General features: G+C 71.0%; 25 protein-coding genes and 1 pseudogene. 19 read left to right on the top strand and 7 right to left on the bottom strand.

Going from position 1 to position 24492, the window contains the following annotated elements; all coding sequences use genetic code 11:
* Positions 1-64: 64 nt before the first annotated feature.
* Both frr and KHA85_RS05440 read left to right on the top strand, forming a co-directional pair.
* Complete coding sequence (gene frr, locus KHA85_RS05445; RefSeq protein WP_007626804.1) at positions 65-622, top strand: ribosome recycling factor; 558 nt, start codon at positions 65-67, stop codon at positions 620-622.
* A gap of 41 nt (positions 623-663) precedes the next feature.
* The gene (locus KHA85_RS05440; protein WP_007626803.1) at positions 664-1542 is read left to right on the top strand and encodes a phosphatidate cytidylyltransferase; all 879 of its coding nucleotides are present in this window, start codon (positions 664-666) and stop codon (positions 1540-1542) included.
* A gap of 73 nt (positions 1543-1615) precedes the next feature.
* Here KHA85_RS05440 and KHA85_RS05435 read toward each other — a convergent pair whose 3' ends face one another.
* Complete coding sequence (locus KHA85_RS05435) at positions 1616-2056, bottom strand: LapA family protein (protein ID WP_007626795.1); 441 nt, start codon at positions 2054-2056, stop codon at positions 1616-1618.
* Between the two features lie 84 nt (positions 2057-2140).
* Between KHA85_RS05435 and rlmN the strand changes: the two genes are divergently transcribed.
* The gene (gene rlmN / locus KHA85_RS05430; protein ID WP_007626793.1) at positions 2141-3250 is read left to right on the top strand and encodes a dual-specificity RNA methyltransferase RlmN; all 1110 of its coding nucleotides are present in this window, start codon (positions 2141-2143) and stop codon (positions 3248-3250) included.
* 73 nt (positions 3251-3323) lie between these two features.
* On the opposite strand, the gene KHA85_RS05425 is transcribed toward rlmN, so the two are convergent.
* Positions 3324-3698 carry a DUF2631 domain-containing protein gene (locus tag KHA85_RS05425; RefSeq protein ID WP_007626791.1) on the bottom strand — a complete coding sequence of 125 codons (375 nt, stop codon included), beginning with the start codon at positions 3696-3698 and terminating at the stop codon, positions 3324-3326.
* A gap of 163 nt (positions 3699-3861) precedes the next feature.
* Here KHA85_RS05425 and dxr point away from each other — a divergent pair, with 163 nt between their 5' ends.
* The 8 genes from dxr to KHA85_RS05385 all read left to right on the top strand — a co-directional run bounded on the left by dxr (position 3862) and on the right by KHA85_RS05385 (position 11793).
* Positions 3862-5025 (top strand): 1-deoxy-D-xylulose-5-phosphate reductoisomerase, encoded by a 1164-nt coding sequence (gene dxr / locus KHA85_RS05420; RefSeq protein ID WP_007626789.1) that lies wholly within the window; start codon positions 3862-3864, stop codon positions 5023-5025.
* Positions 5026-5028: 3 nt separating this feature from the next.
* Positions 5029-6249, top strand: coding sequence for a M50 family metallopeptidase (locus KHA85_RS05415; RefSeq protein ID WP_007626787.1), 1221 nt, complete (start codon positions 5029-5031; stop codon positions 6247-6249).
* Between the two features lie 134 nt (positions 6250-6383).
* Positions 6384-7532 carry a flavodoxin-dependent (E)-4-hydroxy-3-methylbut-2-enyl-diphosphate synthase gene (gene ispG, locus KHA85_RS05410; RefSeq protein ID WP_165001176.1) on the top strand — a complete coding sequence of 383 codons (1149 nt, stop codon included), beginning with the start codon at positions 6384-6386 and terminating at the stop codon, positions 7530-7532.
* A gap of 3 nt (positions 7533-7535) precedes the next feature.
* Entirely contained in the window at positions 7536-8390 is an 855-nt protein-coding gene (locus KHA85_RS05405; RefSeq protein WP_007626783.1) for a GNAT family N-acetyltransferase, read from the top strand.
* Between the two features lie 366 nt (positions 8391-8756).
* Positions 8757-9095 (top strand): hypothetical protein, encoded by a 339-nt coding sequence (locus KHA85_RS05400; RefSeq protein ID WP_007626781.1) that lies wholly within the window; start codon positions 8757-8759, stop codon positions 9093-9095.
* Entirely contained in the window at positions 9095-9247 is a 153-nt protein-coding gene (locus KHA85_RS05395; RefSeq protein WP_156482527.1) for a hypothetical protein, read from the top strand. The genes KHA85_RS05400 and KHA85_RS05395 overlap by 1 nt, the downstream gene beginning before the upstream one ends.
* A 64-nt stretch (positions 9248-9311) precedes the next feature.
* Positions 9312-10187, top strand: coding sequence for a type I methionyl aminopeptidase (gene map / locus KHA85_RS05390; protein WP_007626777.1), 876 nt, complete (start codon positions 9312-9314; stop codon positions 10185-10187).
* A 127-nt stretch (positions 10188-10314) separates the two neighbouring features.
* Positions 10315-11793 carry a flavin-containing monooxygenase gene (locus tag KHA85_RS05385; protein WP_213185058.1) on the top strand — a complete coding sequence of 493 codons (1479 nt, stop codon included), beginning with the start codon at positions 10315-10317 and terminating at the stop codon, positions 11791-11793.
* A 16-nt stretch (positions 11794-11809) separates the two neighbouring features.
* On the opposite strand, the gene mtr is transcribed toward KHA85_RS05385, so the two are convergent.
* Both mtr and KHA85_RS05375 read right to left on the bottom strand, forming a co-directional pair.
* Positions 11810-13210, bottom strand: a complete 1401-nt coding sequence (mtr, locus tag KHA85_RS05380; protein ID WP_213185057.1) for a mycothione reductase — start codon at positions 13208-13210, stop codon at positions 11810-11812.
* Positions 13211-13215: 5 nt separating this feature from the next.
* A complete protein-coding gene (locus tag KHA85_RS05375) occupies positions 13216-14250 on the bottom strand; it encodes an alpha/beta hydrolase (protein WP_231889045.1) in 1035 nt (344 codons plus the stop codon).
* Between the two features lie 135 nt (positions 14251-14385).
* Here KHA85_RS05375 and mqo point away from each other — a divergent pair, with 135 nt between their 5' ends.
* From mqo to KHA85_RS05360, 3 genes are all read left to right on the top strand, one after another.
* Positions 14386-15882, top strand: a complete 1497-nt coding sequence (mqo, locus tag KHA85_RS05370) for a malate dehydrogenase (quinone) (RefSeq protein ID WP_081470475.1) — start codon at positions 14386-14388, stop codon at positions 15880-15882.
* A 135-nt stretch (positions 15883-16017) separates the two neighbouring features.
* Entirely contained in the window at positions 16018-17244 is a 1227-nt protein-coding gene (cobA, locus tag KHA85_RS05365) for a uroporphyrinogen-III C-methyltransferase (protein WP_213185056.1), read from the top strand.
* 104 nt (positions 17245-17348) lie between these two features.
* A complete protein-coding gene (locus KHA85_RS05360) occupies positions 17349-18335 on the top strand; it encodes an LLM class flavin-dependent oxidoreductase (RefSeq protein WP_213185084.1) in 987 nt (328 codons plus the stop codon).
* Positions 18336-18419: 84 nt separating this feature from the next.
* On the opposite strand, the gene KHA85_RS05355 is transcribed toward KHA85_RS05360, so the two are convergent.
* A complete protein-coding gene (locus tag KHA85_RS05355) occupies positions 18420-19169 on the bottom strand; it encodes a YaaA family protein (protein WP_213185055.1) in 750 nt (249 codons plus the stop codon).
* 57 nt (positions 19170-19226) lie between these two features.
* Here KHA85_RS05355 and KHA85_RS05350 point away from each other — a divergent pair, with 57 nt between their 5' ends.
* Complete coding sequence (locus KHA85_RS05350) at positions 19227-20978, top strand: proline--tRNA ligase (protein ID WP_213185054.1); 1752 nt, start codon at positions 19227-19229, stop codon at positions 20976-20978.
* 5 nt (positions 20979-20983) lie between these two features.
* Here KHA85_RS05350 and KHA85_RS05345 read toward each other — a convergent pair whose 3' ends face one another.
* A complete protein-coding gene (locus tag KHA85_RS05345; protein ID WP_213185053.1) occupies positions 20984-21388 on the bottom strand; it encodes a ferritin-like domain-containing protein in 405 nt (134 codons plus the stop codon).
* Positions 21385-21858, bottom strand: a complete 474-nt coding sequence (locus tag KHA85_RS05340; protein WP_213185052.1) for a hypothetical protein — start codon at positions 21856-21858, stop codon at positions 21385-21387. Before KHA85_RS05340 ends, KHA85_RS05345 begins: the two co-directional genes overlap by 4 nt.
* Positions 21859-21962: 104 nt before the next feature.
* Between KHA85_RS05340 and rimP the strand changes: the two genes are divergently transcribed.
* The 4 genes and pseudogenes from rimP to KHA85_RS05320 all read left to right on the top strand — a co-directional run.
* Positions 21963-22505 (top strand): ribosome maturation factor RimP, encoded by a 543-nt coding sequence (rimP, locus tag KHA85_RS05335; RefSeq protein ID WP_213185051.1) that lies wholly within the window; start codon positions 21963-21965, stop codon positions 22503-22505.
* A complete protein-coding gene (nusA, locus tag KHA85_RS05330; protein WP_213185050.1) occupies positions 22502-23488 on the top strand; it encodes a transcription termination factor NusA in 987 nt (328 codons plus the stop codon). Before rimP ends, nusA begins: the two co-directional genes overlap by 4 nt.
* A gap of 139 nt (positions 23489-23627) precedes the next feature.
* Positions 23628-24011, top strand: a complete 384-nt coding sequence (locus tag KHA85_RS05325) for a YlxR family protein (RefSeq protein ID WP_213185049.1) — start codon at positions 23628-23630, stop codon at positions 24009-24011.
* A gap of 82 nt (positions 24012-24093) precedes the next feature.
* A pseudogene (locus KHA85_RS05320) lies at positions 24094-24244 on the top strand (translation initiation factor IF-2 N-terminal domain-containing protein); the annotation flags it as partial.
* Positions 24245-24492: the final 248 nt, after the last annotated feature.

Genomic DNA, 24492 nt, shown 5'->3' with positions numbered 1-24492 from the left:
GCAGCCCGGACCGACCCGCCCGCCACCGGACCACAGCCACCGACGAGAACGAAAAGAGACGCACATGATCGACGACACTCTGCTCGAGGCCGAGGAGAAGATGGAGAGGGCACTCGAGCACGTCCGTGACGAGCTCGCCTCCATCCGCACCGGCCGAGCCAACCCGGGCATGTTCAACCGTGTGCTCTGTGAGTACTACGGGACGCTCACCCCGATCACCCAGATGTCCAGCATCACCGTCCCCGAGCCGCGGATGTTGATCATCAAGCCGTATGAGATGTCGCAGATCGGCCCCATCGAGAACGCGATCCGCAACTCGGACCTCGGCGTCAACCCGACCAACGACGGGCAGGTCCTGCGCGTGACGGTGCCGCAGCTCACCGAGGAGCGGCGTCGTGACCTGGTCAAGCAGGCCAAGGCCAAGGCCGAGGACGGCCGGATCGCTGTCCGCGGCGTCCGTCGCAAGGCGATGGACGAGCTCAAGCGCATCCAGAAGGACGGCGAGGCCGGCGAGGACGAGGTCACCGCCGCCGAGAAGGAGCTCGACAAGCTCACCCAGCGCTACGTCGCCGATGTCGACGACCTGGTCAAGGTCAAGGAAGGCGAGTTGATGGAGGTCTGACCTCCCACCCCGATCCGCCCTTCACAGTCGAGGAGTACGCCGTGGACACCGCTCCCCCCGGACCGCCCGGGCCCACCGCCGCGGCCGCCGCACCTCCGTCGCGCGCCGGCCGGGACCTGACCCGAGCCATTCCCGTCGGGGTCGGCCTCGGCGCGCTCGTGATCGCGAGCATCGCCTTCGCCCCCCGCGCCTGGTACATCGTCGCCGCGGGAGCAGTCGCGATCGGCACCTGGGAGGTGTTCAAGCGTCTGCGCCAGGCGCGGTTCCGGCTCCCGCTGATCCCGCTCCTGCTGGGCGGCCAGGCGACGGTGTGGGCGGGTTTCCTCAGCGGGGCGGAGGGCGCCTTCGCCGCGTTCGCCGTGACCACCGTCGTGGTGCTGGTGTGGCGACTGCTCATGGGCGGGTTGACCACCGCGCCGAAGAACTACATGCGGGACGCCTCGGTCGCGGTGTTCGTCCTGGTGTGGATCGCCGTCCCGGGCTCGCTGGGCGCCATGCTGTCTGACGGAGAGTTCGGGGCGCAGCGGGTCGTGGCGCTCATCCTGCTGGTCGTGTGCTCGGACGTCGGTGGCTACGTCGCAGGGGTGCTGTTCGGCAGACACCCGATGGTCCCGGCGATCAGCCCGAAGAAGTCCTGGGAGGGTTTCGCGGGGTCGCTGCTGTTCGCCACGGTCGGCGGCGCCACCGTCGTGGCGACGATGTTCGACGACAGCGTCTGGAAGGGGATCCTGCTCGGCGTCCTCACCGTGTTCACCGCGACGCTGGGCGACCTCGTCGAATCGCAGGTCAAGCGGGACCTCGGCATTAAGGACATGGGGACGATGCTGCCGGGCCACGGCGGTTTCATGGACCGCCTCGACTCCGTGCTGCCCAGCGCCGTCGTCGTCTGGGTCGTCTTCACCTACGTCGTGCCCACCTGAGCGGCCGGGCCCGTATGGGCCGGCCGCGGGACCGCCCGGGCCGACGGCGTGGGGAGCCGCCGGCCCGACGTGGTCAGTGCGCGCGGGCCGAGAGCTTGCGGGCCTTGCGCGCGCGCATCCGCAGCTGGAGGATCCGGAATCCGGCGAACAGTGCCATGATGAGCGCCCCGGCGATCGCCGCCAGGAGGATCAGCACCCCCAGTGGGAGACTGAACTCCCACCCGAGGTAGCGGACGTCGGTCGAGGTCGTGTTCTGCGCGATGAAGATCAGCAGCAGGACCGTCACCAGTGCGCCCAGGACGAGACCGACCCATGCCGATCCCAGGAGGCCGCCGGCGGTGTCGGGGTAGACGTCATCCCCGCTTGCCCGGCCCGGTCGTGGACTATCGGTCGCCCCGTCCAGGGGGGCCGGCGCCGAGTCGCCGACATCGGTTCGCGCGGCGGGCAGCCCGCCCGGCGCGTCGTCTGCGCCCGGATGATCAGGGTCGACGGGATCGTGTGATCGTGTGGCCATAGCAGAACTGTATGTGCTCATCTCCCCGGGCGGCACCGTTGGCGGTGTGTCCTGCGCGTTCGTTTCTGACAGAATGGCCGAATCATGGCTGATCCTCTTCCCCTCGTCTTTGACGCCCCCCGCCGCGGGCTGCCCCCGCGCCACTTCGCCGACCTCGACTCCGACGGCCGCGCGGTGGCGATGGGTGACCTCGGGGTTCCCTCGTTCCGCGGGAAGCAGCTGGCGAACCAGTACTTCGGGCGGCTCGAGGCGGACCCGCGCGAGATGACCGACCTCCCGGCCGATCTGCGTGACCGGGTGGGGCAGGAACTCTTCCCGCCGCTCACCACGTCGCTGCGTCACGTCTCCGCGGACGAGGGCACCACCCGCAAGACGCTGTGGAAGCTGCACGACGGCTCGCTGGTGGAGAGCGTGCTCATGCGCTACCCGGATCGGGCGACGGTGTGCATCTCGAGCCAGGCCGGCTGTGGCATGGCGTGCCCGTTCTGCGCGACGGGTCAGGGCGGCCTCCAGCGGAATCTGTCGACGGCGGAGATCCTCGAGCAGGTCCGCGTGGCGGCGCGGGCGCTGCGGGACGGCGAGATCCCGGGGGGACCGGGGCGCCTGTCGAACGTGGTGTTCATGGGGATGGGTGAGCCGCTGGCCAACTACAAGCGCGTCCTCGCCGCGGTCCGCGGGATCATCTCGCCCCCGCCGTCCGGTTTCGGGCTCTCGCAGCGGTCGGTGACCGTGTCGACGGTCGGGGTCGTCCCCGCCATCCACAAGCTCGCCGAGGAAGGACTCCAGGTCACCCTCGCCGTGTCGCTGCACACCCCCGACGACGAGCTCCGCGACACCCTGGTGCCGGTGAACAACCGGTGGCCGGTGACCGAGGTGATGGACGCCGCCCGCCACTACGCCGACGCCACGGGCCGGCGCGTGTCCATCGAGTACGCGCTGATCCGCGATGTGAACGACCAGGTCTGGCGTGGGGAGATGCTCGGTCGGCTGCTCGCGCAGCGGCTCGGACCCATGGCGCACGTCAATCTCATCCCGCTCAACCCGACCCCGGGGAGCGAATGGGACGCCAGCCCCCGCCACCAGCAGGACGCCTTCGTCGCGGCCGTGCGCGCTGCCGGCGTCTCCTGCACCGTCCGCGACACCCGCGGGTCGGACATCGACGCCGCGTGCGGCCAGCTGGCGGCCGAGGGCTGATCGCCTCACCGACGAGAAGGGCCGCCACCGCTCCGGGGAGCGATGGCGGCCCTTCGTCATGGTCCGCCCGTCGTCAGTGCTTGGCGGGAGCGACGCCCTCCGGGTTCCGGGCTGCCTCGCCGGTCGCGACAGCGCTGGCCGCGGCGTAGTGGTGAGCGGAGACCTCGTGGATCCGGCTCTTCTTGAGGGTGTCGTCCTTCTTGGGACGCAGCGAGATGACCATCCAGATGGCCAGGAACGCGGCGATGCTCACCAGCCAGATGTTCTCGACCCGGCCGATGTGGTTCCCGAAGAGCATCGCCAGGAGGAACAGGACGAAGAACCCGCCCACGGCGACGCCGACCATCCTGCTGTGCTTGTGCCAGCCCCAGGCGACCGAGGGCTCGTCCACGGAACTGATCCCGTTGACGACGATCTCCCTGCTGGTGTGGTGTCCGTCAGCGCTCATGCTCCCCGGTTCTCCTCACGGCTCGCTGGCAGCCCTGCGGGCCGCCGACATCGTGCCCAGTTTGTCACACCGCGTTCTCAGGTCGACGCCTAACCCGCCGCGGGAGGCCCCGAGGGGGTCGTCCGATGCGGCACACACGGCCGTCGGCGTGGACAATGGCGGGGTGACCACGCGCGTTCTCGTCCTCGGCAGTACCGGCTCGATCGGGACCCAGGCACTCGAGGTGACCTCGCAGGCCGGCGCCGACCGCTTCGAGGTGGTCGGTTTGGCCGCCGGTGGTGGCCGCGTCGATCTCCTCGCGGAGCAGATCCGCACGACCGGTGCGCGCTTCGTCGCGGTGTCGGACCCGACCGCGGCAGGGCGAATCGGCTCGGCGTTCCCGGACGTGACGGTCCTGTCCGGCCCGTCCGCGGCGACGCGACTGGTGGACGCGGTCGAGTCGGACGTGGTGCTCAACGGCATCGACGGGTCGAGGGGACTGGGGCCGACCCTCGCCGCCCTGCGCTCGGGCGCCCGGCTCGCTCTGGCCAACAAGGAGTCGCTCGTCGCCGGGGGCGCGCTCGTCACGGGGGCGGCCGCGCCGGGGCAGTTGATCCCGGTGGACTCGGAGCATTCCGCGATGGCGCAGTGCCTGCGTGCGGGCGCGAGCGACGAGGTGGCCTCGCTGGTCCTCACCGCGTCCGGTGGCCCGTTCCGCGGTCGGACGCGCGCGGAGCTGGCCGACGTCACGGCCGAGGAGGCCCTGCGCCACCCCACGTGGGCGATGGGCCGGATGATCACGCTCAACTCGGCGACGCTGGTCAACAAGTCTCTCGAGCTCATCGAGGCGCACCTGCTGTTCGGGGTGCCCTACGACCGGATCGACGTCACGGTCCACCCGCAGTCGGTGGTGCACTCGGCCGTGACCTTCGTCGACGGCGCGACGGTGGCCAAGGCGTCGCCGCCGTCGATGAAGCTCCCGATCGCGCTGGCCCTGGGCTGGCCCGACCGCATCCCGGGTGCGTCGACGCCGCTGGATTTCACCCGCGCGCACACGTGGACGTTCGAGCCGGTCGACACCGGGACCTTCCCCGCGGTCGAGGTGGCCCGCGCGGCCGGCGAGGCGGGTGGCCTGCGCACGGCGGTGTTCAACGCGGCCAACGAGGAGGCCGCGCCGGCGTTCCTCGACGGTCGGATCCGGTTCACGGACATCGTGGACGTGGTGGCGGAGACCGTCGGCGCCGCGGACGAGTGGTCGTCTGATCCGCGGGATCCCGACGACGTCGCGGCGGCGGAGTCCTGGGCGCGGCGGCACGCCGCGGCCATCGTCACGGGCCTGGAGGGCTGAGTCGTGCTGATCGTCGGGATCGTCCTGTTCGCGCTGGGGATCATGGTATCGATCGTGCTCCACGAATACGGGCACATGAGGGTGGCCCTGTGGTCGGGGATGAAGGTGCGCCGGTTCTTCGTGGGCTTCGGCCCGACCATGTGGTCGGTGCGGCGGGGCGGGATCGAGTACGGGCTCAAGGCGATCCCGCTGGGAGGCTTCTGCGACATCGCGGGGATGACCGCGTACGACCGGCTGCCTCCTGAGGACGAGCCGAAGGCCATGTGGCGTCAGGCGTGGTGGAAGCGCGTCGCGGTGCTGCTGGCGGGGCCGTTCATGAACATCGTGCTGGCGATCGCCCTCTTCTACACGGTCGCCCTGGGGTGGGGGCTGGCCAACCGGGACGTCCAACCGATCCCGACCGACCGGGTCGCCGCGGTGGTCGGTGACACGTGCGCGAGTGCGGACGACTGTGGCATCGGCGTGGGCCCCGCCGGTGAGGCGGGGATCCTCCCGGGCGACCGGATCACCGCCGTCGACGGGGTCCCCGTGGTGAGCTGGGCCGACCTGTCGGAGGTGGTGTCGGCGCGCCCCGGCGAGACCGTGCCGGTGGCGTTGGAGCGGGACGGGGAGGAGGTGACGACGACGACGAGGTTGACGTCGTCGACCGTCGACGGTCAGGAGCGTGGAGCGCTCGGTGTCCGGCTCTCGGAGGACGGGATCCCGCAGGAGATCCTCGACGACCCCGCGTATCAGACCGTCAACACCTATGACGCGCTCTCCGCGGTGCCCGCGACCTTCGTCTTCACCGGCGAGATGGTGGAGGCGACCGTCGAGGGGCTGATCTCGTTCCCGGCGAAGATCCCGGCCGTCGCGGCGTCGATCTTCGGAGCGGAGCGGGCCGAGGACTCGCCGGTGTCAGTGGTCGGGGCCAGCTACATCGGCGGACAGGCGGTCGAGCAGGGGCTGTGGAGTCTGTTCCTGCTCTTCCTGGCCGGGCTCAATCTCTTCCTCGGCGCGTTCAATCTCGTGCCGTTGACGCCGTTCGACGGCGGCCACATCGCGGTGGTGTTCTACGAGAAGATCCGCGACGCGGTGCGGAGGCTGCGCGGGCTGGCCCCCGGCGGCCCGGCCGACTACGAGAAGCTGGCGCCGCTGACGATGGCGGTGTTCGTCCTGCTGATCGGCGTGTCCGCGATCGTCATCACCGCCGACTTCGTCAACCCGATCCTGCTGCCGGGCTGAGCCGACCCACACCCACCTCGCCCCCGTCGCCGGTTACCCGGATAATGGCGGTCGGGACTCGTGGGCACCCGGCCCGCAGCCCCTACGGAAGGCCTGTTGTGAACGACTCATCCTCGATCCCGGTCGGACTGGGTATGCCCGACGCACCGCCGCCGGTGCTGGCGCCGCGGCGCAGAACCCGGCAGCTGTACGTCGGCCCGGTCGGCGTGGGCAGTGATCACCCGGTCTCGGTCCAGTCCATGACCAACACCAAGACGCACGACATCAACTCGACGCTGCAGCAGATCGCCGAGCTCACGGCGTCCGGCTGCGACATCGTCCGCGTGGCCTGCCCGCGTCAGGAGGACGCCGACGCGCTGTCGACGATCGCCCGCAAGTCGCCGATCCCGGTGATCGCCGACATCCACTTCCAGCCCAGGTACATCTTCGCGGCGATCGACGCCGGGTGTGCGGCGGTGCGCGTCAACCCGGGCAACATCAAGGAGTTCGACGGGCGCGTCAAGGAGGTCGCCAAGGCGGCCGGTGACGCGGGCATCCCGATCCGTATCGGCGTCAACGCGGGCTCGCTGGACCCGCGGCTGCTGGCCAAGTACGGCAAGGCCACGCCCGAGGCGCTCGTGGAGTCCGCCGTGTGGGAGGCGTCCCTGTTCGAGGAGCACGGGTTCGGTGACATCAAGATCTCGGTCAAGCACAACGATCCGGTGATCATGGTCGAGGCGTACCGACAGCTCGCCGCCCAGACCGACTACCCGCTGCACCTCGGCGTGACGGAGGCGGGCCCGGCGTTCCAGGGCACCATCAAGTCCGCCGTCGCGTTCGGCGCCCTGCTGGCCGAGGGCATCGGCGACACGATCCGTGTCTCCCTCTCGGCCCCGCCGGCCGAGGAGATCAAGGTCGGCGCGCAGATCCTGCAGTCGCTCAACCTGCGACCGCGGAAGCTGGAGATCGTCTCGTGCCCCTCCTGCGGTCGCGCGCAGGTCGACGTGTACAAGCTCGCCGAGGAGGTCACCGCCGGCCTGGAGGGGATGAGCGTTCCGCTGCGCGTGGCCGTGATGGGTTGCGTGGTCAACGGACCGGGCGAGGCGCGTGACGCCGATCTGGGTGTCGCCTCGGGTAACGGCAAGGGGCAGATCTTCGTCAAGGGCGAGGTCATCAAGACGGTGCCGGAGGCGGCGATCGTGGAGACCCTCATCGAGGAGGCCATGCGGATCGCCGACGAGATGGGCGAGACGGTGGGGGAGGCCACTGAGGGCCAGGGCCCCCAGGTCAAGGTCACGCGATAGGCCGTGACCGACACGGCTGCGCCGGACACCGGGATCGGTGGGTGCCGGGAGGTCGGCCCGGGCGAGTCCCGGGCCGTGTCCGATGTGCTGGCGTCCGATCCGCTGGTCGCGGCGCCCGCCGCGGAGAAGTTCGCGACGTCGGGCGTGGTGGCCGGTGCGGACGGGCGGTTCCTCACCCTCGGCGGTCCCGCGCGGTCGCTGGTCTTCGTCGGCAGCTCCGTGCTGCCGCTGCGCGGTGACGACGCCGATCACCGCGCGCTCGGCCGCGCGGTCGCCGGCCTCGGGCTCGGTCCCATGTCCGTCCACGGTCGGCGGGAGCAGGTGGCCTCCCTGTGGCCGGCCCTCCGTGACGCCTGGGGGGAGGCCAGGGAGTACCGGGACCAGCAGTACCTCATGACGCTGGAGCGCCCGGTGGATCCCGCCATGATTCCCGACGGGATCCGTCCGGCCACCCTGGAGGAGTTCGAGCCGGTTCTGGCGGCCGCCGCGGCCATGTATCGCGAGGAGCTGCGCGCCGACCCGTTCGCCGTGGGAGCGGGGATCCCGTTCCGTCGTCGCGTCGCCCGCTCGTTGGCGCGGGGACGGACCTGGATCGGGCTCGAGCGGGGCGAGGTGGTCTTCAAGGCCGACGTCGCCGCTCTCGCCCCGCGGGTCGCGCAGATCCAGGGCATTTGGGTCCACCGGGACAAGCGGGGCGCCGGTCTCGGATCGGGGGGGACGGCCGCGGTGTGCGCGGCGCTCCGGTCCCGCGGGCTCACGCCGTCGCTCGTGGTGAACGGGGCCAATGTCGCCGCCCGCGCCGCCTACCGCCGCGTCGGCATGACCGACGCCGTCGACTACGCGACGGTCCTGCTGTGATCGGCACGGCCGCCGCCGCGCGGGCCCGACCCCGAGCGGGGTACCGCGGCCACCGCGGCTTCGGCCCGGGTCGGGCGCTGTGGGACAGTGGACCGGAAGTCGGATCGTGAGCTCGGATTTCTCGAATCGCACGGAGGGTAGGACGGCGATGGACAGGACAGCGACGGTGATCACCGGACACGGCACCTCGCAGGGGAGGGCCGCGTGAGCGTTCCCGCCCCAGCCACTGGACCCGTCACCACTGGGCCCGTCACCACTGGGCCCGTCACCACCGCGGCCGTCACGACTGCGCCCGTCACCGGGGCGCCGGTCGGCGGTGCCGTGGCCGATCCGGGTTTCCGGTCGCAGCGTGGAGCCGACCGGGTCATGCGACGCCTCCTCGGTATCCACGAGATCGACAGGAAGGCCGGCTCGGGCGCGCACCGGGCGTTCCGGATCTCCGTTCTCGTGTCCGCCGTGCGCTGCCTCATCACGTACCTCGCGATCCCGATCCTCGTGCCGCTGCTCAGCCTGTCCGGGTGGGTGGCGGCCCCGGTCGGCATCGCGCTGTGCGTCATCGCCGTGGTCAACGGAATGGTGAGTGTGCGGCGTTTCTGGGCGTCCGACCACGCCCGGCGCTGGACCTACACCGCCTTCATGGGCGTCGTGTTCGTCATCCTCGGCGTGGCCATGGTCTCCGAGTTGAGCCGGTTGGGGGTGATGTGATGGATCCGCGACAGAACCCCGACACCGGGGCCGAGCAGGACGACCGGGTGGAGCCCGACGAGACCGGCCGGTCCCCGGGCGGCGACGTGCTCACCATGTGCCTCTTCGGGGCCATGGTGATCATCGCCTCGATCTGTTTCGTCATCTGGTGACCCGCCGCCCCCGCCCGTGAGCACCGGCGGGGCCGGTCGGCTCGACGCGGCCTATCCTGGTGGTATGACCACCTCCACCCGCCAGCCCCTCGTCCCCGGTGATCCCACCCCGATACGGACGGTGCCCGACTCGATCCCGCGTCCGGAGTACGTGTGGCGCGACCGCGTCGACGAGGCCAACGGCGAGGCGTGGGTGCAGCCGCCCGAGGTGATCGACGCGATGCGCGTGGCCAGCAGGATCGCGGCGGACGCGCTCGTCGCCGCCGGCGAGGCCGTCGCGCCGGGCGTGACCACGGACGAGATCGACCGGGTCGTCCACGAGTACCTGTGTGACCACGGGGCCTATCCGTCGACGCTGGGGTACAAGGCGTTCCCCAAGTCGTGCTGCGTCTCGCTCAACGAGGTCATCTGCCACGGCATCCCGGACACCACGGTGATCCGGGACGGAGACATCGTGAACGTGGACGTGACGGCCTATATCCAAGGCGTGCACGGCGACACGAACGCGACGTTCCTCGCCGGCGAGGTCAGCGACGAGGTGCGACTGCTGGTCGAGCGGACCGAGGAGGCGATGAACCGCGGGATCAAGGCCATCCGCCCCGGACGCGAGGTCAACGTCATCGGTCGCGTCATCGAGTCCTACGCCCGGAGGTTCGACTACACGGTGGTCCGTGAGTTCACGGGTCACGGCGTCGGGCCGACCTTCCACAACGGTCTGGTCGTCCTGCACTACGACGACCCGTCGCGGACCGAGGTGCTCGAGCCGGGCATGACGCTGACCGTCGAGCCGATGATCTCCCTCGGCGGCCCGGGATTCGAGGTCTGGGACGACGACTGGACCGTGACGACCGCGGACAAGGCGTGGACCGCTCAGTTCGAGCACACGGTCGTCGTGACCGAGGACGGCTACGAGATCCTCACCCTGCCCTCCGGCTCCTGACCCGCCCGGACCGGACGCGGCCCGGCCCGTATGTCGCCGGGCGCGCGCCCGGCCCGTGGCGACCGGGATATGGACGGTCGTCCCGATGCGGCCTCGAGCGTGGACACGACAGTGCATACTGTCCAGCATGATCGACTCGCCCCGCGGACCCGTGGACCAGATCGACCTGTTGGTGGTGGGCGCCGGTTTCGGCGGTATCGCCATGGCCGACCGTCTCCTGCGCGAGGGGCGGGGCCGCGACTTCCTCGTCCTCGAGGCCGCCGACGAGGTCGGCGGGACCTGGCGCGACAACACGTACCCGGGCTGCGCTTGCGATGTGCCGACGGCGTTGTACTCGCTGTCCCGTCACGCCCACCCCGGGTGGTCGCACTCGTTCGGACGCCAGCCCGAGATCCACTCCTACCTGGTGTCGGTCGCCGACCGTATAGGCCTACGTGAGCGGCTCGTCACGTCGTGTGAGGTGACCGCGGCGAAGTGGGACGCGACCGAGGGGACGTGGGTCGTCGACACCAGTCGCGGGCAGGTGCGGGCGCGTCACCTCGTGGCGGCGACGGGCGCTCTCTCCGCACCGTCGGTTCCCCGTCTCCCGGGACTCGACTCGTTCGAGGGGGAGGTGTTCCACTCCGCCCGGTGGCGACACGACATCCCACTCGAGGGCAAGAGGGTCGCGGTGGTGGGCACCGGGGCCTCCGCCGTCCAGTTCGTCCCCGAGATCGCGGGGACGGCCGAGCACGTGACGGTGTTCCAGCGGACACCCGGGTGGATCCTGCCCCGGCTCGACCGTCCGATCTCCGAACGCCGCAAGAAGCTGTACCGGCGACTGCCGATCCTGCAGAAACTCGTCCGCGGGCGCATCTATCTGGGGCGCGAGCTGTACGTCGTCGTGTTCACCCGCGCGCAGTTCCTGCTGCGCTTCTTCGAGTGGTTCGCGCGGTTCTACCTCTTCCTCAAGGTCCGCGATCGCCGCATGCGCAGAGCGCTCACCCCGGACTTCTCGATCGGCTGTAAGCGTGTCCTGCTCACCAGCCACTGGCTCCCCGCACTGACGCGCCCCGACGTGACCCTCGTCCCCGGAGCGGCGTCCGCGGTCACGCCGCGAGGATTGGTCGCCGACGACGGGACCGAGCACGCGGCGGACGTGATCATCTTCGGCACCGGGTTCCAGCCGACCGAGCCACCGATCTCGAAGGTGATCACCGGAGCGGACGGCCGCACGCTCGCCGAGCACTGGGACGGTAGCCCGCGCGCCCACAATGGCGTCACCGTCGCCGACTTCCCCAACCTGTTCCTGCTCTACGGACCCAACACCAATCTGGGGCACTCGTCGATCGTGTACATGCTGGAATCGCAGGCCGGGCACGTCCTCCGCCTGGTCGAACTGGCGGAGCGGTCGGGGAGCGGGACGATCCAGGTGCGGGCCGAGGTGGAGCGGGCCTACGCCGATCGCATGGACCGCGAGCTGGCCCACACGGTGTGGAACCAGGGCGGATGCTCGAGCTGGTACATCGACTCGCGCGGCCGGAACTCGCTGCAGTGGCCGACGTTCACGTTCCGGTACCGCGAGCAGGTCCGCGCCGTGGACCCGGAGGACTTCGTCCTCACCTGACCGCGTCGGCCGCGGACTAGAAACCGCGGTCGGGGAAGTCCAGCCCGAGGAGCGCGTTCTCGACCACCTCGGCCATCGCCGGATGGATCCAGTACTGACGCCGCGCGAGATCGGGCACCGTGATCTCGAACTCCATCGCCTGGATGAGGATCTGGATCAGCGACGGCGCGTGGGCACCCATGATGTGGGCGCCGAGCAGGAGGCCGGTCGCCCGGTCGGCGATGAGCTTGCAGCAGCCGACCGAGTCCTCCATCGCCCAGCCGTAGGCCACGTCGCCGTAGTCCTGGGTCTTGACGGTCACGTCGTACCCCGCGGCCCGCGCCTCCGACTCGGTGAGGCCGACCGACGCGATCTGCGGCCACGTGAAGACCGCGTACGGGACGTTGCTGTGGTGGAACGGGTGCAGATCGTCGGGGTGACGCAGGTTGTGCCCGAGCACGCGCTGTTCGTGGTTGGCGACGTGCTTGAGCTGGAACGGCGAGCTCACGTCGCCCAGCGCCCACACCCCGTCGGCGGTCGTGCGGCCGTACTCGTCCACCCGGACCCGGGCGCCGTCCATCTCCACCCCGGCGGAGTCGAGCCCGAGCAGATCGCCGTTCGGCGTGCGCCCGGTCGCGACGAGGAGCGCGTCGCCCGAGCAGCTCGAGCCGTCCTCGAAGCTGATCTCCACGCCCCGACGGTCCTCACCGGTCGCGGTCATGCTGGTGATCTCCTGACCGAGTCGCACGTCCCAGCGACGCCCGGCCGCGGCGGTGAACCGCTCCGCGAGTTCGCGGTCGAGATGCTTGAGCAGCACGTCGGAGCGGCCGATCACGGTGACCTCCACACCGAGGGAGGAGAAGATGTGTGCGAACTCGCAGGCGATGAAGCCGGATCCCTGGATGACGATGGACTTCGGCAGCTCCGGGATACGCATCACGTCGTCGCTGGTGTGGTAGGCCACGCCGGCCTCGGTGACGATGTCGGGGATCGACGGACGGCCGCCGGCGGCGATGACGACGGAGTCGGCGGTGATGATCTCCCCGGTACCGGTGTCGATCGTGCGCGGCCCGACGAACCGCGCGTGACCGTCGTACACCGTGATGTTGTCGCAGCGGTGACGCCGGTAGTCCTCGCCGCTGGCGGCGATGGGGTCGATCCGGCGTTCGAAGACCCGCGAGACGATGTCCGGCCACCGGACGCCGTCAAGCGTCGAGTCGACCCCGTAGGTCGACGAATGGGTGACCGAGGTGGCCGTGTCCGCCGCGTAGACGAACATCTTGGTGGGGATGCACCCGACGTTGAGGCAGGTGCCGCCGAACGTCCCCTTCTCGCAGATCGCGACGGACTTGTCGGCGAACGACTCGTCGACCAGCGAGTTGCCGCTGCCCGTGCCGATGACGACGAGATCGAAGTGGCGGCAGGGGGTCTGTGTCATTGCGGTCAGGACTCCTTGGGGTGTGCGGACAAGGTCTGGTCGAGCCAACGCCCGAGATGATCGAAGACCACCTCGAGCACGTCGGCGCGGGAGAGGAAGACATCGTGGCGGGCGCCGTCGACGGCGACGTCCGTGACGTCCGCGGAGACGCGATCGGCGAACCGTTGCATCGACCGGACGTCGAGGATGAGATCCGTGTCGACGTCGATCTCGCCGCCGCGGGACCTCGTCCCCACCGACGATGCGGTCGAACGCAACAGCAGCACAGGCAACGGCAGACCGACGCCGGCCTGCAGGCGGCGCTGGGCGCGGCGTACCGCGGCGAGCCACCCGGCGCGGACACCCACCCCTCCGGGGGGTTTGAGGGTGGTGTCGAAGTGGAAATCACCGTCGTGGTCGACGTGGGTGCTGATCACGTACCGGTCCGACGTGGGCAACGGCAGCCGGTAGAACGGGCGGACCGAGCCCAACGTCCGGATCACCGGATCGAGCACGGCCCGGGCGCGCTCCGGCACGTCGAGCTGGAACCAGGGGGAGTTCAGCACCACTCCCACGACGGGCTCCAGCGCGGACCGGTCGCGACGCCGCGCCAGCCACAGGGGGACCACCAGGCCACCCGTGGAGTGCGCGAACACGAACACGGGCACGCCCGGGTGCTCGGCGACGATCACCTCGAGCGCCTGATCCAGCTCGTCGTCGTACCTCTCCAGGTCCGTCGTGAAATGGGGCGTCACACCCTCCCGCCTCGACCGGCCGCACTTGCGCAGGTCGATGCCGTACGTCGCCATCCCCCGCGCGGCGAGGAACTCGGCCAGGTGCGTGTGGAAGAAGTAGTCGGACAGTCCGTGGACCACGAGAACCGCGGCGTCCGGCCGGAACGGCGCGTCCTCGTGCCGCACCAGGGTCGCCGAGATCGGCCCCTCGCCGTCCGGATCGGTCCCGAGCGGGAGTTCGCGCCGACGATAGGACGGGCCCAGCAGATCGGGGATCCATCGCGGGTCGTCTCCGTGGGCGGCGGGATCGGGGGAGTGCGGCGACACGACGACCACCCTAGTCCGGTGTGCCGCGGCGGCGTCCCCGTGAGTAGGCTTGTAGCCCTGTGGGCGCGGGCCCCCGAGGGACCGCCCCGCGTCGACGTGAGATTCGGGTCCACGACCAATGAGCGAGGGTAGCCGGTGACTTCAGACCAGGTGGCAAAGCACGGAACGACGGATGTGGCGCTCATCGGCGCGGGCACCATGAGCGCGACCCTGGGGGCGTTGCTGCGTCGGCTCCAGCCGGACTGGGACATCCAGGTCTTCGAGCGGCTCGAGGGCCCCGCCATGGAGTCCTCCGACGCGTGGAACAACGCCGGTACCGGCCACTCCGCCCTGTGCGAGCTCAACTACTCGCCCAAGACCGCCGACGGCGACGTGGACATCACCAAGGCCGTGAACGTCAACGAGAAGTTCCAGGTCTCCCGCCAGTTCTGGTCCTACGCGGTGGAGAACACCATCCTCGGCGACCCGACGGAGTGGATCCGTCCCGTGCCGCACATGAGCTTCGTCGCCGGCAAGGACGGCCAGGACTACCTGCAGAAGCGGTACGACAAGCTCGCCGGACACCCGCTGTTCCCGGGCATGAACCACACCACCGACTTCTCCGAGCTGGAGCGGCTCGTCCCCCTCATGGCGAAGGGCCGCTCGCCCGAGCAGCCGTTCGCGCTGAGCCACTTCTCCAACGGCACCGACGTCAACTTCGGCGCCCTCACCCGTCAGCTGGTCAAGTACCTCACCCGCACGGGCACCGAGGTGCACTACCAGAACCAGGTCAAGGACCTCGAGCGCAACACCGACGGGACGTGGCGCCTCACGGTGGCCAACCGCCACACGGGTGACGAGCGCACCGTCGACGCCAAGTTCGTGTTCGTCGGCGCGGGCGGCGGTGCCCTGCACCTGCTGCAGAAGTCCGGCATCCCCGAGATCAAGGGCATCGGCGGATTCCCGGTCGGCGGCCAGTGGCTGCGCTGCACCAACCCCGAGCTCGTCGAGCAGCACCAGGCCAAGGTGTACAGCCAGGCCTCCGTCGGCGCGCCCCCGATGTCCGTTCCGCACCTGGACACCCGCGTCATCGACGGCAAGAAGGGCCTGCTGTTCGGTCCCTTCGCCGGCTGGACCCCCAAGTTCCTCAAGATGGGCAGCTTCCTCGACCTGCCGTCGAGCATCCGGCTCGGCAACCTCCTGCCCATGGCCAACATCGGTCTCACCGAGATGAGTCTGGTCAAGTACCTCATCACCGAGCTGGCCAAGAACCACGGCGCACGCGTCGAGTCCCTGCGCGACTTCGTCCCGTCCGCGCAGGAGGGCGACTGGGAGAAGGTCGTCGCCGGCCAGCGGGTGCAGGTGATCAAGCCCAACGGTCGCGGCGGCACCCTGGAGTTCGGCACCGCCGTGGTCAACGCCGCGGACGGGTCCATCGCCGGCCTGCTCGGCGCGTCGCCCGGCGCCTCCACCGCTGTCGACGCCATGGTCGACGTGCTCCAGCGCTGTTTCCCGAGCCGGTTCGCCGAGTGGAAGCCCGCGCTCGAGGAGATGATCCCGTCGCTGGGTCGCAAGCTCGCCGAGGAGCCGGCGCTGTTCACCGAGCAGTTCGAGCGGTCCACCCGGACACTCAAGCTCGACCAGAAGGTCTGATCGACCGGCGCCGTCGCGCCGCCGTCCCGACGCCCTCATCCCCCGGCCGCCTCCTCGACGAGGCCGGGGGATGAGTCGTCTCACACGGCCCGGGTCGACGACCGGGACGCCGCCGACGGCGGATAGGATCGGGGCATGATCCGGCCAGTGAACCCGTACCCCGTCGGCCTGGACCTCGAGGGCCGTCGCGTCGTGGTGATCGGCGGTGGATCCGTGGCGCAACGCCGCGTCCCCGTGCTGCTCGAGGCCGGCGCGGTCGTCCACCTCATCAGCCCGGAGGTCACGCCCACTCTCCAGGGGCTCATCGACGCGGGCCGTGTCTGGTGGGAACCCCGCGAGTACCGGACGGGGGATCTCGAGGGCGCGTGGTATGCGGTGGCCGCGACCAGGAACTCCCTGGTGAACGCCCGCGTCGCCGCAGAGGCGGAGCAGTACCGTACCTTCTGCGTCCGCTCCGACGCCGTCACGTCCGGCACAGCCGTGACCCCCGCCGTCGTCCGGCGGGGGCAGATGCTCGTGTCGGTCCTCACCGGTGACCGCGACCGGACCGCCGAGGCGCGCGACGTCGTCGCGAAGGCCCTCGACGAGGCCGGTGCCGAGGCCCCGGAGGTCGACGAATCCCTACGCGGGACCGTCGCCCTCGTCGGAGGGGGGCCGGGGGCGGACGACCTCATGACGGTCCGTGGGCGCCGACTGCTCGCCCGCGCCGACGTGGTGGTCGCCGACCGGCTGGCCCCGCAGCGTCCGCTCGCCGAACTACGCGCGGACGTCGAGATCGTCGACGCAGCGAAGATCCCGTACGGCCGCGCGATGGCCCAGGACGCGATCAACGAGGTACTCGTGAGCCGGGCGCGGGCCGGGAAGTTCGTGGTGCGGCTCAAGGGCGGCGACCCCTTCCTCTACGGACGTGGCTTCGAGGAGGCCCAGGCCTGCGCGGAGGCCGGGATCCCGTGCACGGTCGTGCCGGGCGTGTCCAGCGCGCTCGCCGTACCCGCCCTCGCGGGCATCCCCGTCACGAACCGCGGGATGACCCACGAGCTGACCGTCGTCTCCGGACACCTCCCCCCCGGGCACCCGGGGTCCCTCATCGACTGGGAGGCGCTCGCACGGATGCGTGGCACGCTCGTCGTGCTGATGGGCGTCAAGAATTCGCCGGCGATCGCCGGGTCGCTCATGGCCGGCGGCCGGTCGCCCGAGACTCCGGCCGCGGTGGTCGTCGACGGCAGCCTCGAGGGCCAGTCGACATACCGTTGCACCCTCGGCACCCTGGCCGCGACCCTCGACGAGCACGAGGTGCGGCCGCCGGCCATCGTCGTGATCGGCGACGTCACCGGCCTCCCACAGGTGCTCGCCGCCGACTGACGCACCCGGTCGCGCCCGCGGCGCCGCGGTTCCGCGCCGACCTCCGGCATGATGGCGTCGTGGGCACACCCAAGAAGATCGGCTTCCTGTCCTTCGGACACTGGATGGACCATCCGGACTCCGCGGTCCGGTCCGCCTCCGACGCGTTGCTCCAGAGCGTCGAGCTCGCGGAGGCGGCGGAGGAACTCGGCGCGGACGGCGCGTACTTCCGGGTCCACCACTTCGCCCGCCAGCTCGGGACCCCCGCCCCGTTGCTCGCGGCCGTCGGCGCCCGGACCCGTCGGATCGAGATCGGTACCGGCGTGGTGGACATGCGCTACGTCAATCCGCTCGGATTCGCCGAGGACATCGCTGCTGCCGATCTCCTCGCCGGCGGGCGCGTCCAGCTCGGGGTCTCCCGTGGATCGCCCGAGCAGGTGATCGACGGCTGGCGCTACTTCGGTTTCCGGCCCGGGGAGGGGGAGACGGACGCGGACATGGCCCGCCGCCACACGGAGGTCTTCCTCCGGGCGGTCGAGGGCGCGGCGTTCGGCGAACCCAATCCGCGTCCGATGTTCCCCAACCCGCCGGGGCTCCTGCGCATCGAGCCCCACTCCGAGGGCCTGCGGGAACGCATCTGGTGGGGCGCCGCCTCCGACGCGACCGCCCGGTGGGCCGCCTCGACGGGGATGCACCTCATGTCCTCCACCTTGAAGGCGGACGAGTCCGGAGAGCCGCTGCACGTCCAGCAGCGCCGGCAGATCGAGGCGTTCCGGGAGGAGTGGGCGCGCCACGACCACGGTTTCGCGCCGAGGGTCTCGGTATCCCGGTCGATCGTCGCCATCACCTCCGACGCCGACCGGCGCTACTTCCTGGGCGGCGGGCAACGCGGAGATCAGTTCGGGGACATCGAACCGGGCCTGCGTGCGGTCTTCGGCCGCTCGTACGCGGCCGAGCCCGAGGAGCTGGTCGAACAGCTCCGGGCCGACGAGGCGATCAGCGCGGCCGACACCCTGCTCGTGACCGTTCCGACCCAGCTCGGCGTCGACTACAACGCCCACCTGCTCGAGTCGATCCTCAACCATGTCGCGCCGGAGCTGGGCTGGCGCTGATCCCCGCCGGGTGACGGTGGCCCGCCCGGGGAGGCCGCCCGGGGAGGCCCGCCCGGGGGCGATGCCCCGTGCGGGGTCGTCGGCTCAGGGGGCGGTGACCATCGTGACGACCGAGTCGGACTCGTGCTCGACCGTGTGGCCGGCACGACGTGCCACCCGGAGCAGCGAGGCGACGTCGTCCATCTCCGCCCGCGACGTCGCGAGGGTCCGCGCGAGCAGCCCCTTGTGGAACTTGGAGAAATGGGAGACCACCTTGCGGGTGCCGTCCGGATACTCCGTGACCACGTCGACCGTCACCGCGCCCGGGACTGGACCGAGCTGGTGGTAGCCGCCCGAACGGAGGTCCACGACGAGGTCGTCGGCCCACGCCGCGGTGGCGGCGGTGAGCGACGGCTTCCACACCGAGCGAAGCGTCCCCAGCCCGGGCAGTTTCGTCGCCGCGGAGAGCCGGTAGTGGGGAATCGGGTCGGAGGCGCCGACGAGGCCGTAGAGCGCGGAGCCGATCCACAGGCGCGCCTCGGCCCGTGATCGCGCGGCGCCGCTCAGCGACGGCTGGTCGAGCGCGTCGTAGAGGACGCCCGTGTACCGGCTCAAGGCCGGGGCGGTGGGGGACGACCACAGCTGCGCGTTCAGGTCGACCTCGCCCGCGAGTCGCTCGCTCAGCCCCAGAGCGGCGCGCGCAGCCTCCGGGTCACCGGTGCACAGGGAGACCAGCGAGTCGGCGACCATCTTCCGGGTGTCGCCGAGAGACGGTAGCGAGAGCGCCGTGAGATCGAGCGGGGTACCGGAGCCGCCGACGGACTTCGTCTCGGAAGGCGAGAGGAGGATACGCACCCGGCAGAGGCTACCGTCGGGCCGGTCCGGCACCCCCGGCGGCTACTCTGGATCACCGTGATCACGCGCCTGTCCCACCTGTTCCTCCGCACCCTCCGCGACGACCCGTCGGACGCCGAGGTCCTCAGCCACAAGCTGCTCGTCCGCGCCGGCTACATCCGCCGCGTCGCGCCCGGTGTGTACTCCTGGCTCCCGCTGGGGCTGCGCACGCTCAGGCGGGTCGAGCAGGTGGTCCGCGAGGAGATGGACGCCTTCGGCGCCCAGGAGATCAGCCTGCCCGCGCTCCTGCCCCGCGAGCCGTACGAGACCACCGGCCGGTGGACCGAATACGGTCCGGCCCTGTTCCGCCTCAAGGACCGCAAGGGCAACGACATGATGCTCGGGCCCACCCACGAGGAGCTCTTCACGCTCACGGTGCAGGGCGAGTACTCGTCGTACAAGGACCTGCCGGTCACCCTGTACCAGATCCAGACCAAGTACCGCGACGAGGAGCGGCCCCGCGCCGGAATCCTGCGCGGCCGCGAGTTCGTCATGAAGGACTCCTACTCCTTCGATGTCGACGACGCCGGGCTCGAGCGCTCGTACCAGGCGCATCGTGACGCGTACCAGCGGATCTTCGACCGACTGGGCATCGAGTACGTCATCTGTGCGGCCACGTCCGGCGCGATGGGCGGATCGGCGTCGGAGGAGTTCCTCGCGGTGTCGGCCGCCGGGGAGGACACGTTCGTGCGATCGACGGACGGAGCGTACGCGGCCAACGTCGAGGCCGTCGTCACCCCCGCGCCCCCCGCACGTCCGCTGGAGGGGCTGCCCGAGGCGACCGTCCACGACACACCCGACACCCCGACCATCGACTCGCTGGTCGCGTGGGCGAACACCGCCGGTCTCGGCCGAGAGGTCGGCGCCGCCGACACGCTGAAGAACGTGATGCTCAAGGTGCGCCGCCCCGGCGAGGAGTGGGAGCTCCTGGCGGTGGGCCTGCCCGGCGACCGTGAGGTGGACATGAAGCGGGTCGAGGCCGCCCTCGAGCCCGCCGAGGTCGCGATCCTGGAGGAAGCCGACTTCGCCGCCAACCCCTTCCTCGTCAAGGGGTACATCGGCCCCCGGGCGCTCCGGGACAACGAGGTCCGGTACCTGGTCGATCCCCGGGTGGTCGAGGGCACCGCATGGATCACCGGCGCCGACGCGCCGGGCCGCCACGTCGTGGACCTGGTGTGCGGGCGCGACTTCACGCCCGACGGGACGATCGAGGTCGCCGAGGTCCGCGAGGGCGATCCGGCACCGGACGGTCACGGCACCCTCACGCTCGCCCGCGGTATCGAGATCGGCCACATCTTCCAGCTCGGCCGCAAGTACACCGATGCCTTCGGGTTCGACGTGCTGGGGGAGAACGGAAAGCCCGCACGCGTCACGATGGGCTCGTACGGGATCGGCGTCTCGCGCCTGGTCGCCGTCCTCGCCGAGCAGTTCGCCGACGACAAGGGCCTCGTCTGGCCCGCGGAGGCCGCGCCGGCCGACGTGCACGTGGTGATCGCCAACAAGGACCAGGCAGCGATCGACGGGGCGGCGACCCTCGTGGAGGCGTTCGACCGGGCGCGACTCGAGGTCCTCTTCGACGATCGCAAGGCCTCACCGGGCGTGAAGTTCAAGGACGCCGAACTCATCGGCGTGCCCTGGGTCGTCGTGGTGGGTCGCGGCTGGTCCGAGGGGACGGTCGAGCTCCGCCACCGCGCCACCGGCGACGTCACGCAGGTGGCGGTCGACGGTGCCGCCGAGGAGATCATCCGGCTCATCGGCGCCGGGCACTAGAGCCGTCAGGCGGAGGGCGGGAACCCGGGCAACGCCTCGAACGGGGCGCCCGGGACCAACGTCCTCCATCGCGCGAGCTGCACCGCCGCCGCGCTGAGGGCGTCCACGCAGAACCTGCGCATCTCCGGCGAGTCCGAACGGCCGAGCTCCACCCGCCACGCCTCACAGCAGTCCGACTCCAGTCGGATGGCCAGGAGGACCGGGGAGGACGGGGTCTCCGGTCCCGCGAGGTACCCCACCGGCGCCGGCGGGGATCCCGGCCACAGTCGTTCCGCCTCGTCGCGGCGGGCACGGTGGGCGGCCAGTTCGCGCCGGACGGCCGCGCGGATACTCGCGTCGGCGCGGGAGAGGACGAGTCCGTACCCGTACACCGCGGCGTCCTCCGCCGCCAGTCCCACGGCCCGGCTCATGCGAGCACCACCTCGGCGGCGGCCGTGCACGCCGCGGAGACGGCACCGGCGATCTCGGCGCGGGCCCCGTCGATCTCCGCCGCGACGTCCGCGGCCAGCGCCGCGTCCGCACGCAACCTGGCCCGTACCTCGTCGACGGGCGGGCACACCGGAGGCGGGGCCGGTGTCGCCGGCTGCTCCTCGCCCTCGCCCTCGTCCGCGGTGTCCGTCAGTCCCGCGAGCGCGTCGGCGTGCATCCGACGGGCGTCGGCGATCCGGCGCAACGCGCCGACGCGGTCCCCGTGGGTGGCGTCCGCAGCCGCCAACTCGCGGGCGTCGCGGGTGGCAGCGTCGATCAACGGGATCAGCGGGTCCGGACGGTCGACGACCGCGGGCAGCGCGCAGCCGCCGGCGACCGCGAACCCGGTGACGCAGACGGCCGCGCCCACGAATCGACGGCGGGAGAGGACCACGGGGGCGGAATGGGGCACTCCGACATCCTGCCAGGGCTCGGAGGTGGGGGCGTCGAGGCGGTACAGTGATGCGGCCCGTCCGCGTCCCGGACGGGTTCCCCGGCCCGCACTCCAGGAGCACAGTGATCGTCCCCGAGCCCGACAGGGCCCACATTCTCAGAGCGGTATCCGACCGCGGCCTCGATCTCGAGGACATCCGGGAGGACGCCCGCTCGTCCGCCTGGCGCGTGACGATCGTCGTGGACGGGGACGCCGGGGTCTCACTCGACGACCTGGCCGATCTGTCGACCGACCTCGATCCGCTCGCCGAGGGATGGGGCGGGCCCGACCGACCGGTGACCCTCGAGGTGACCAGCCGTGGGGTCGACGCACCCCTCGAGCAGCCGAGGCACTGGCGTCGGGCCCGTGGGCGCCAGGTGGATATCACGTACGTACAGGGCGCGAAGGGCCCGTCCCGCGCACGGGTCGGCGACCTGGACGAGGGCGCGGGAGTGGTCCGTCTCGTGTCCGGAGCGCGGGAGAAGAAGGTGGAGCCGGTGGCGTTGGACCAGGTGGCCCACGCCGTGATCCGGGTCGAGTTCCGGCCCGCCCCGGAGGACGAGCTGGACCTGCTGTCGGAGCCGGGGGACCCCGGTCGTGGCGCGCGAGAAGGAGAAGACCGTTGAACATCGACATGGCAGCGCTCAACATGCTGTCCCTGGAGCGCGAGATCCCGCTGGATGATCTGGTGCAGACGCTGGAAAACGCGCTTCTCACCGCCTACAAGCGAACCGACGGAGCGCACCGCGTGGCCCGGATCGCGCTGGACCGCAAGGCCGGCACCGTCGCCGTGTTGGCAGCAGAGGTCGACGAGGACGGCAACCGCATCGGCGAGTTCGACGTCACCCCCTCCGACTTCGGGCGGGTTGCGGCCGCGACCGCGCGGCAGATCATCCTGCAGCGCCTGCGTGAAGCGGAGACCGATCGCATCTACGGTGATCTCGTCACGCGCGAGGGTGAGGTCGTCAGCGGCGTCATCCAGTCCGATTCGCGGGCCAACGCCCGGGGCATCGTGGTGGTCCACATCGGTCCGGAGAACGGCGGCACCGAGGGCACGATCGCCCCGGCCGAGCAGGTGCCCGGCGAGAGCTACCGGCACGGCGACCGCATCAAGTGTCACGTGGTGGGTGTCCACAAGGGTCCGCACGGGGCCTCCGTGTCACTGTCCCGGACACACCCGGATCTCGTCCGTGGGCTCTTCGCCCTCGAGGTTCCCGAGATCGGCGACGGTTCGGTGCGCATCGCGGCGATCGCGAGGGAGGCCGGGCACCGCACGAAGATCGCGGTCGAGTCCACCATCTCCGGTCTCAACGCCAAGGGTGCGTGCATCGGCCCGAACGGCGCACGCGTCCGTGCCGTGATGGCGGAGCTGAACGGCGAGAAGATCGACATCGTCGACTACGACGATGACCCGACCGTGTTCGTGGGGAACGCCCTGTCGCCAGCGAAGGTGATCTCGGTCACCGTCGCGGACGAGCAGGCGAGGGCGGCCCGGGTCGTCGTGCCGGACTACCAACTCTCCCTGGCGATCGGTAAGGAAGGGCAGAACGCCCGCCTGGCACACCGCCTCACCCAGTGGCGGATCGACATCCACAGCGACGCGGAGTGAGGCCCGTCGGCCACCGCGCCACGCGGTCGGGCGCGCCGTTCGTGTCGACACAGCATCTTCTGTAGACTGATCAGTTGTCACAGTGACTTCACGTTCACCCGCCCCCACGGGTCGGGCGGCGAGAGACCGAGGTGGCCGTATGTCGGGTCGTCAGGATCGGCGGACAGACGCCATCGAGGCTGGGGGTCCCATCCGGACCTGCGTCGGTTGCCGTGGCCGGGATAATGACTCCCGGCTACTGCGGATCGTCCACGATCCGCGGACGGCGGCGCTCTCGCCCGATCCACGCCGGCGGGCGGTGGGACGAGGAGCCTGGGTGCACCGCGACGAGCGGTGCATCGCGACAGCACTCGACCGCAAGGCCTTCATCAGGTCGCTGCGGGTCGCCGGGAACGTGTCCCAGGACGCGATCTCGGAGGTGCTCGAGGCCTTACGCCCCGGGCACGACACCACCCGTCGGCCGTACGGCCCGGCGGGGGAGCACAAGAAGAGGAACGGACCAGACACGATGAGCACACCGTGAAGCTCCAGCGATGAACGTCCATCGAATGTAGACCGAGGTCGCGCGGCCAGCCCTGCCGTGAGACCTCGCAGTGAGGAGAGCAGTGGCAGGCAAGCCCCGGGTACACGAACTGGCCAAAGAGTTCGGTATCACCAGTAAAGAACTTCTGACGAAGCTCCGCGATCAGGGAGAGTTCGTCAAGTCCGCGTCGTCGACGCTGGAGGCACCGGTCGTCCGGCGCCTGCGCGAGGCGCACGCACCGGCCGGACTTGGACGCCGGTGCGGCGGGCGCGGGCGCGGCGGGGGCGCGGGGGGGGTTGGGGGGCCCGGCGGGGGCCCCCCCCGGGGGGGGCAGGCGGAGAGGGGGGAGGGGGCAGGAAAAGAATTGGTGGGGGGGCCCGGGGGGGGGGGGGGGCGGCGCCCCCGGGGGCGCCCCCGCCCCCCGCCCCCGCCACAGGAGTGCCCATGCGTCGCGCCGCCCTCGTCGCCGTGGTCACCGCAG

It is taken from the genome of Dietzia massiliensis, assembly GCF_018390595.1.
In the GTDB taxonomy this organism is placed as follows: domain Bacteria; phylum Actinomycetota; class Actinomycetes; order Mycobacteriales; family Mycobacteriaceae; genus Dietzia; species Dietzia massiliensis.
Note: the sequence above shows the minus strand (reverse complement) of the source record. Positions and strands in the feature narration are given on the sequence as shown.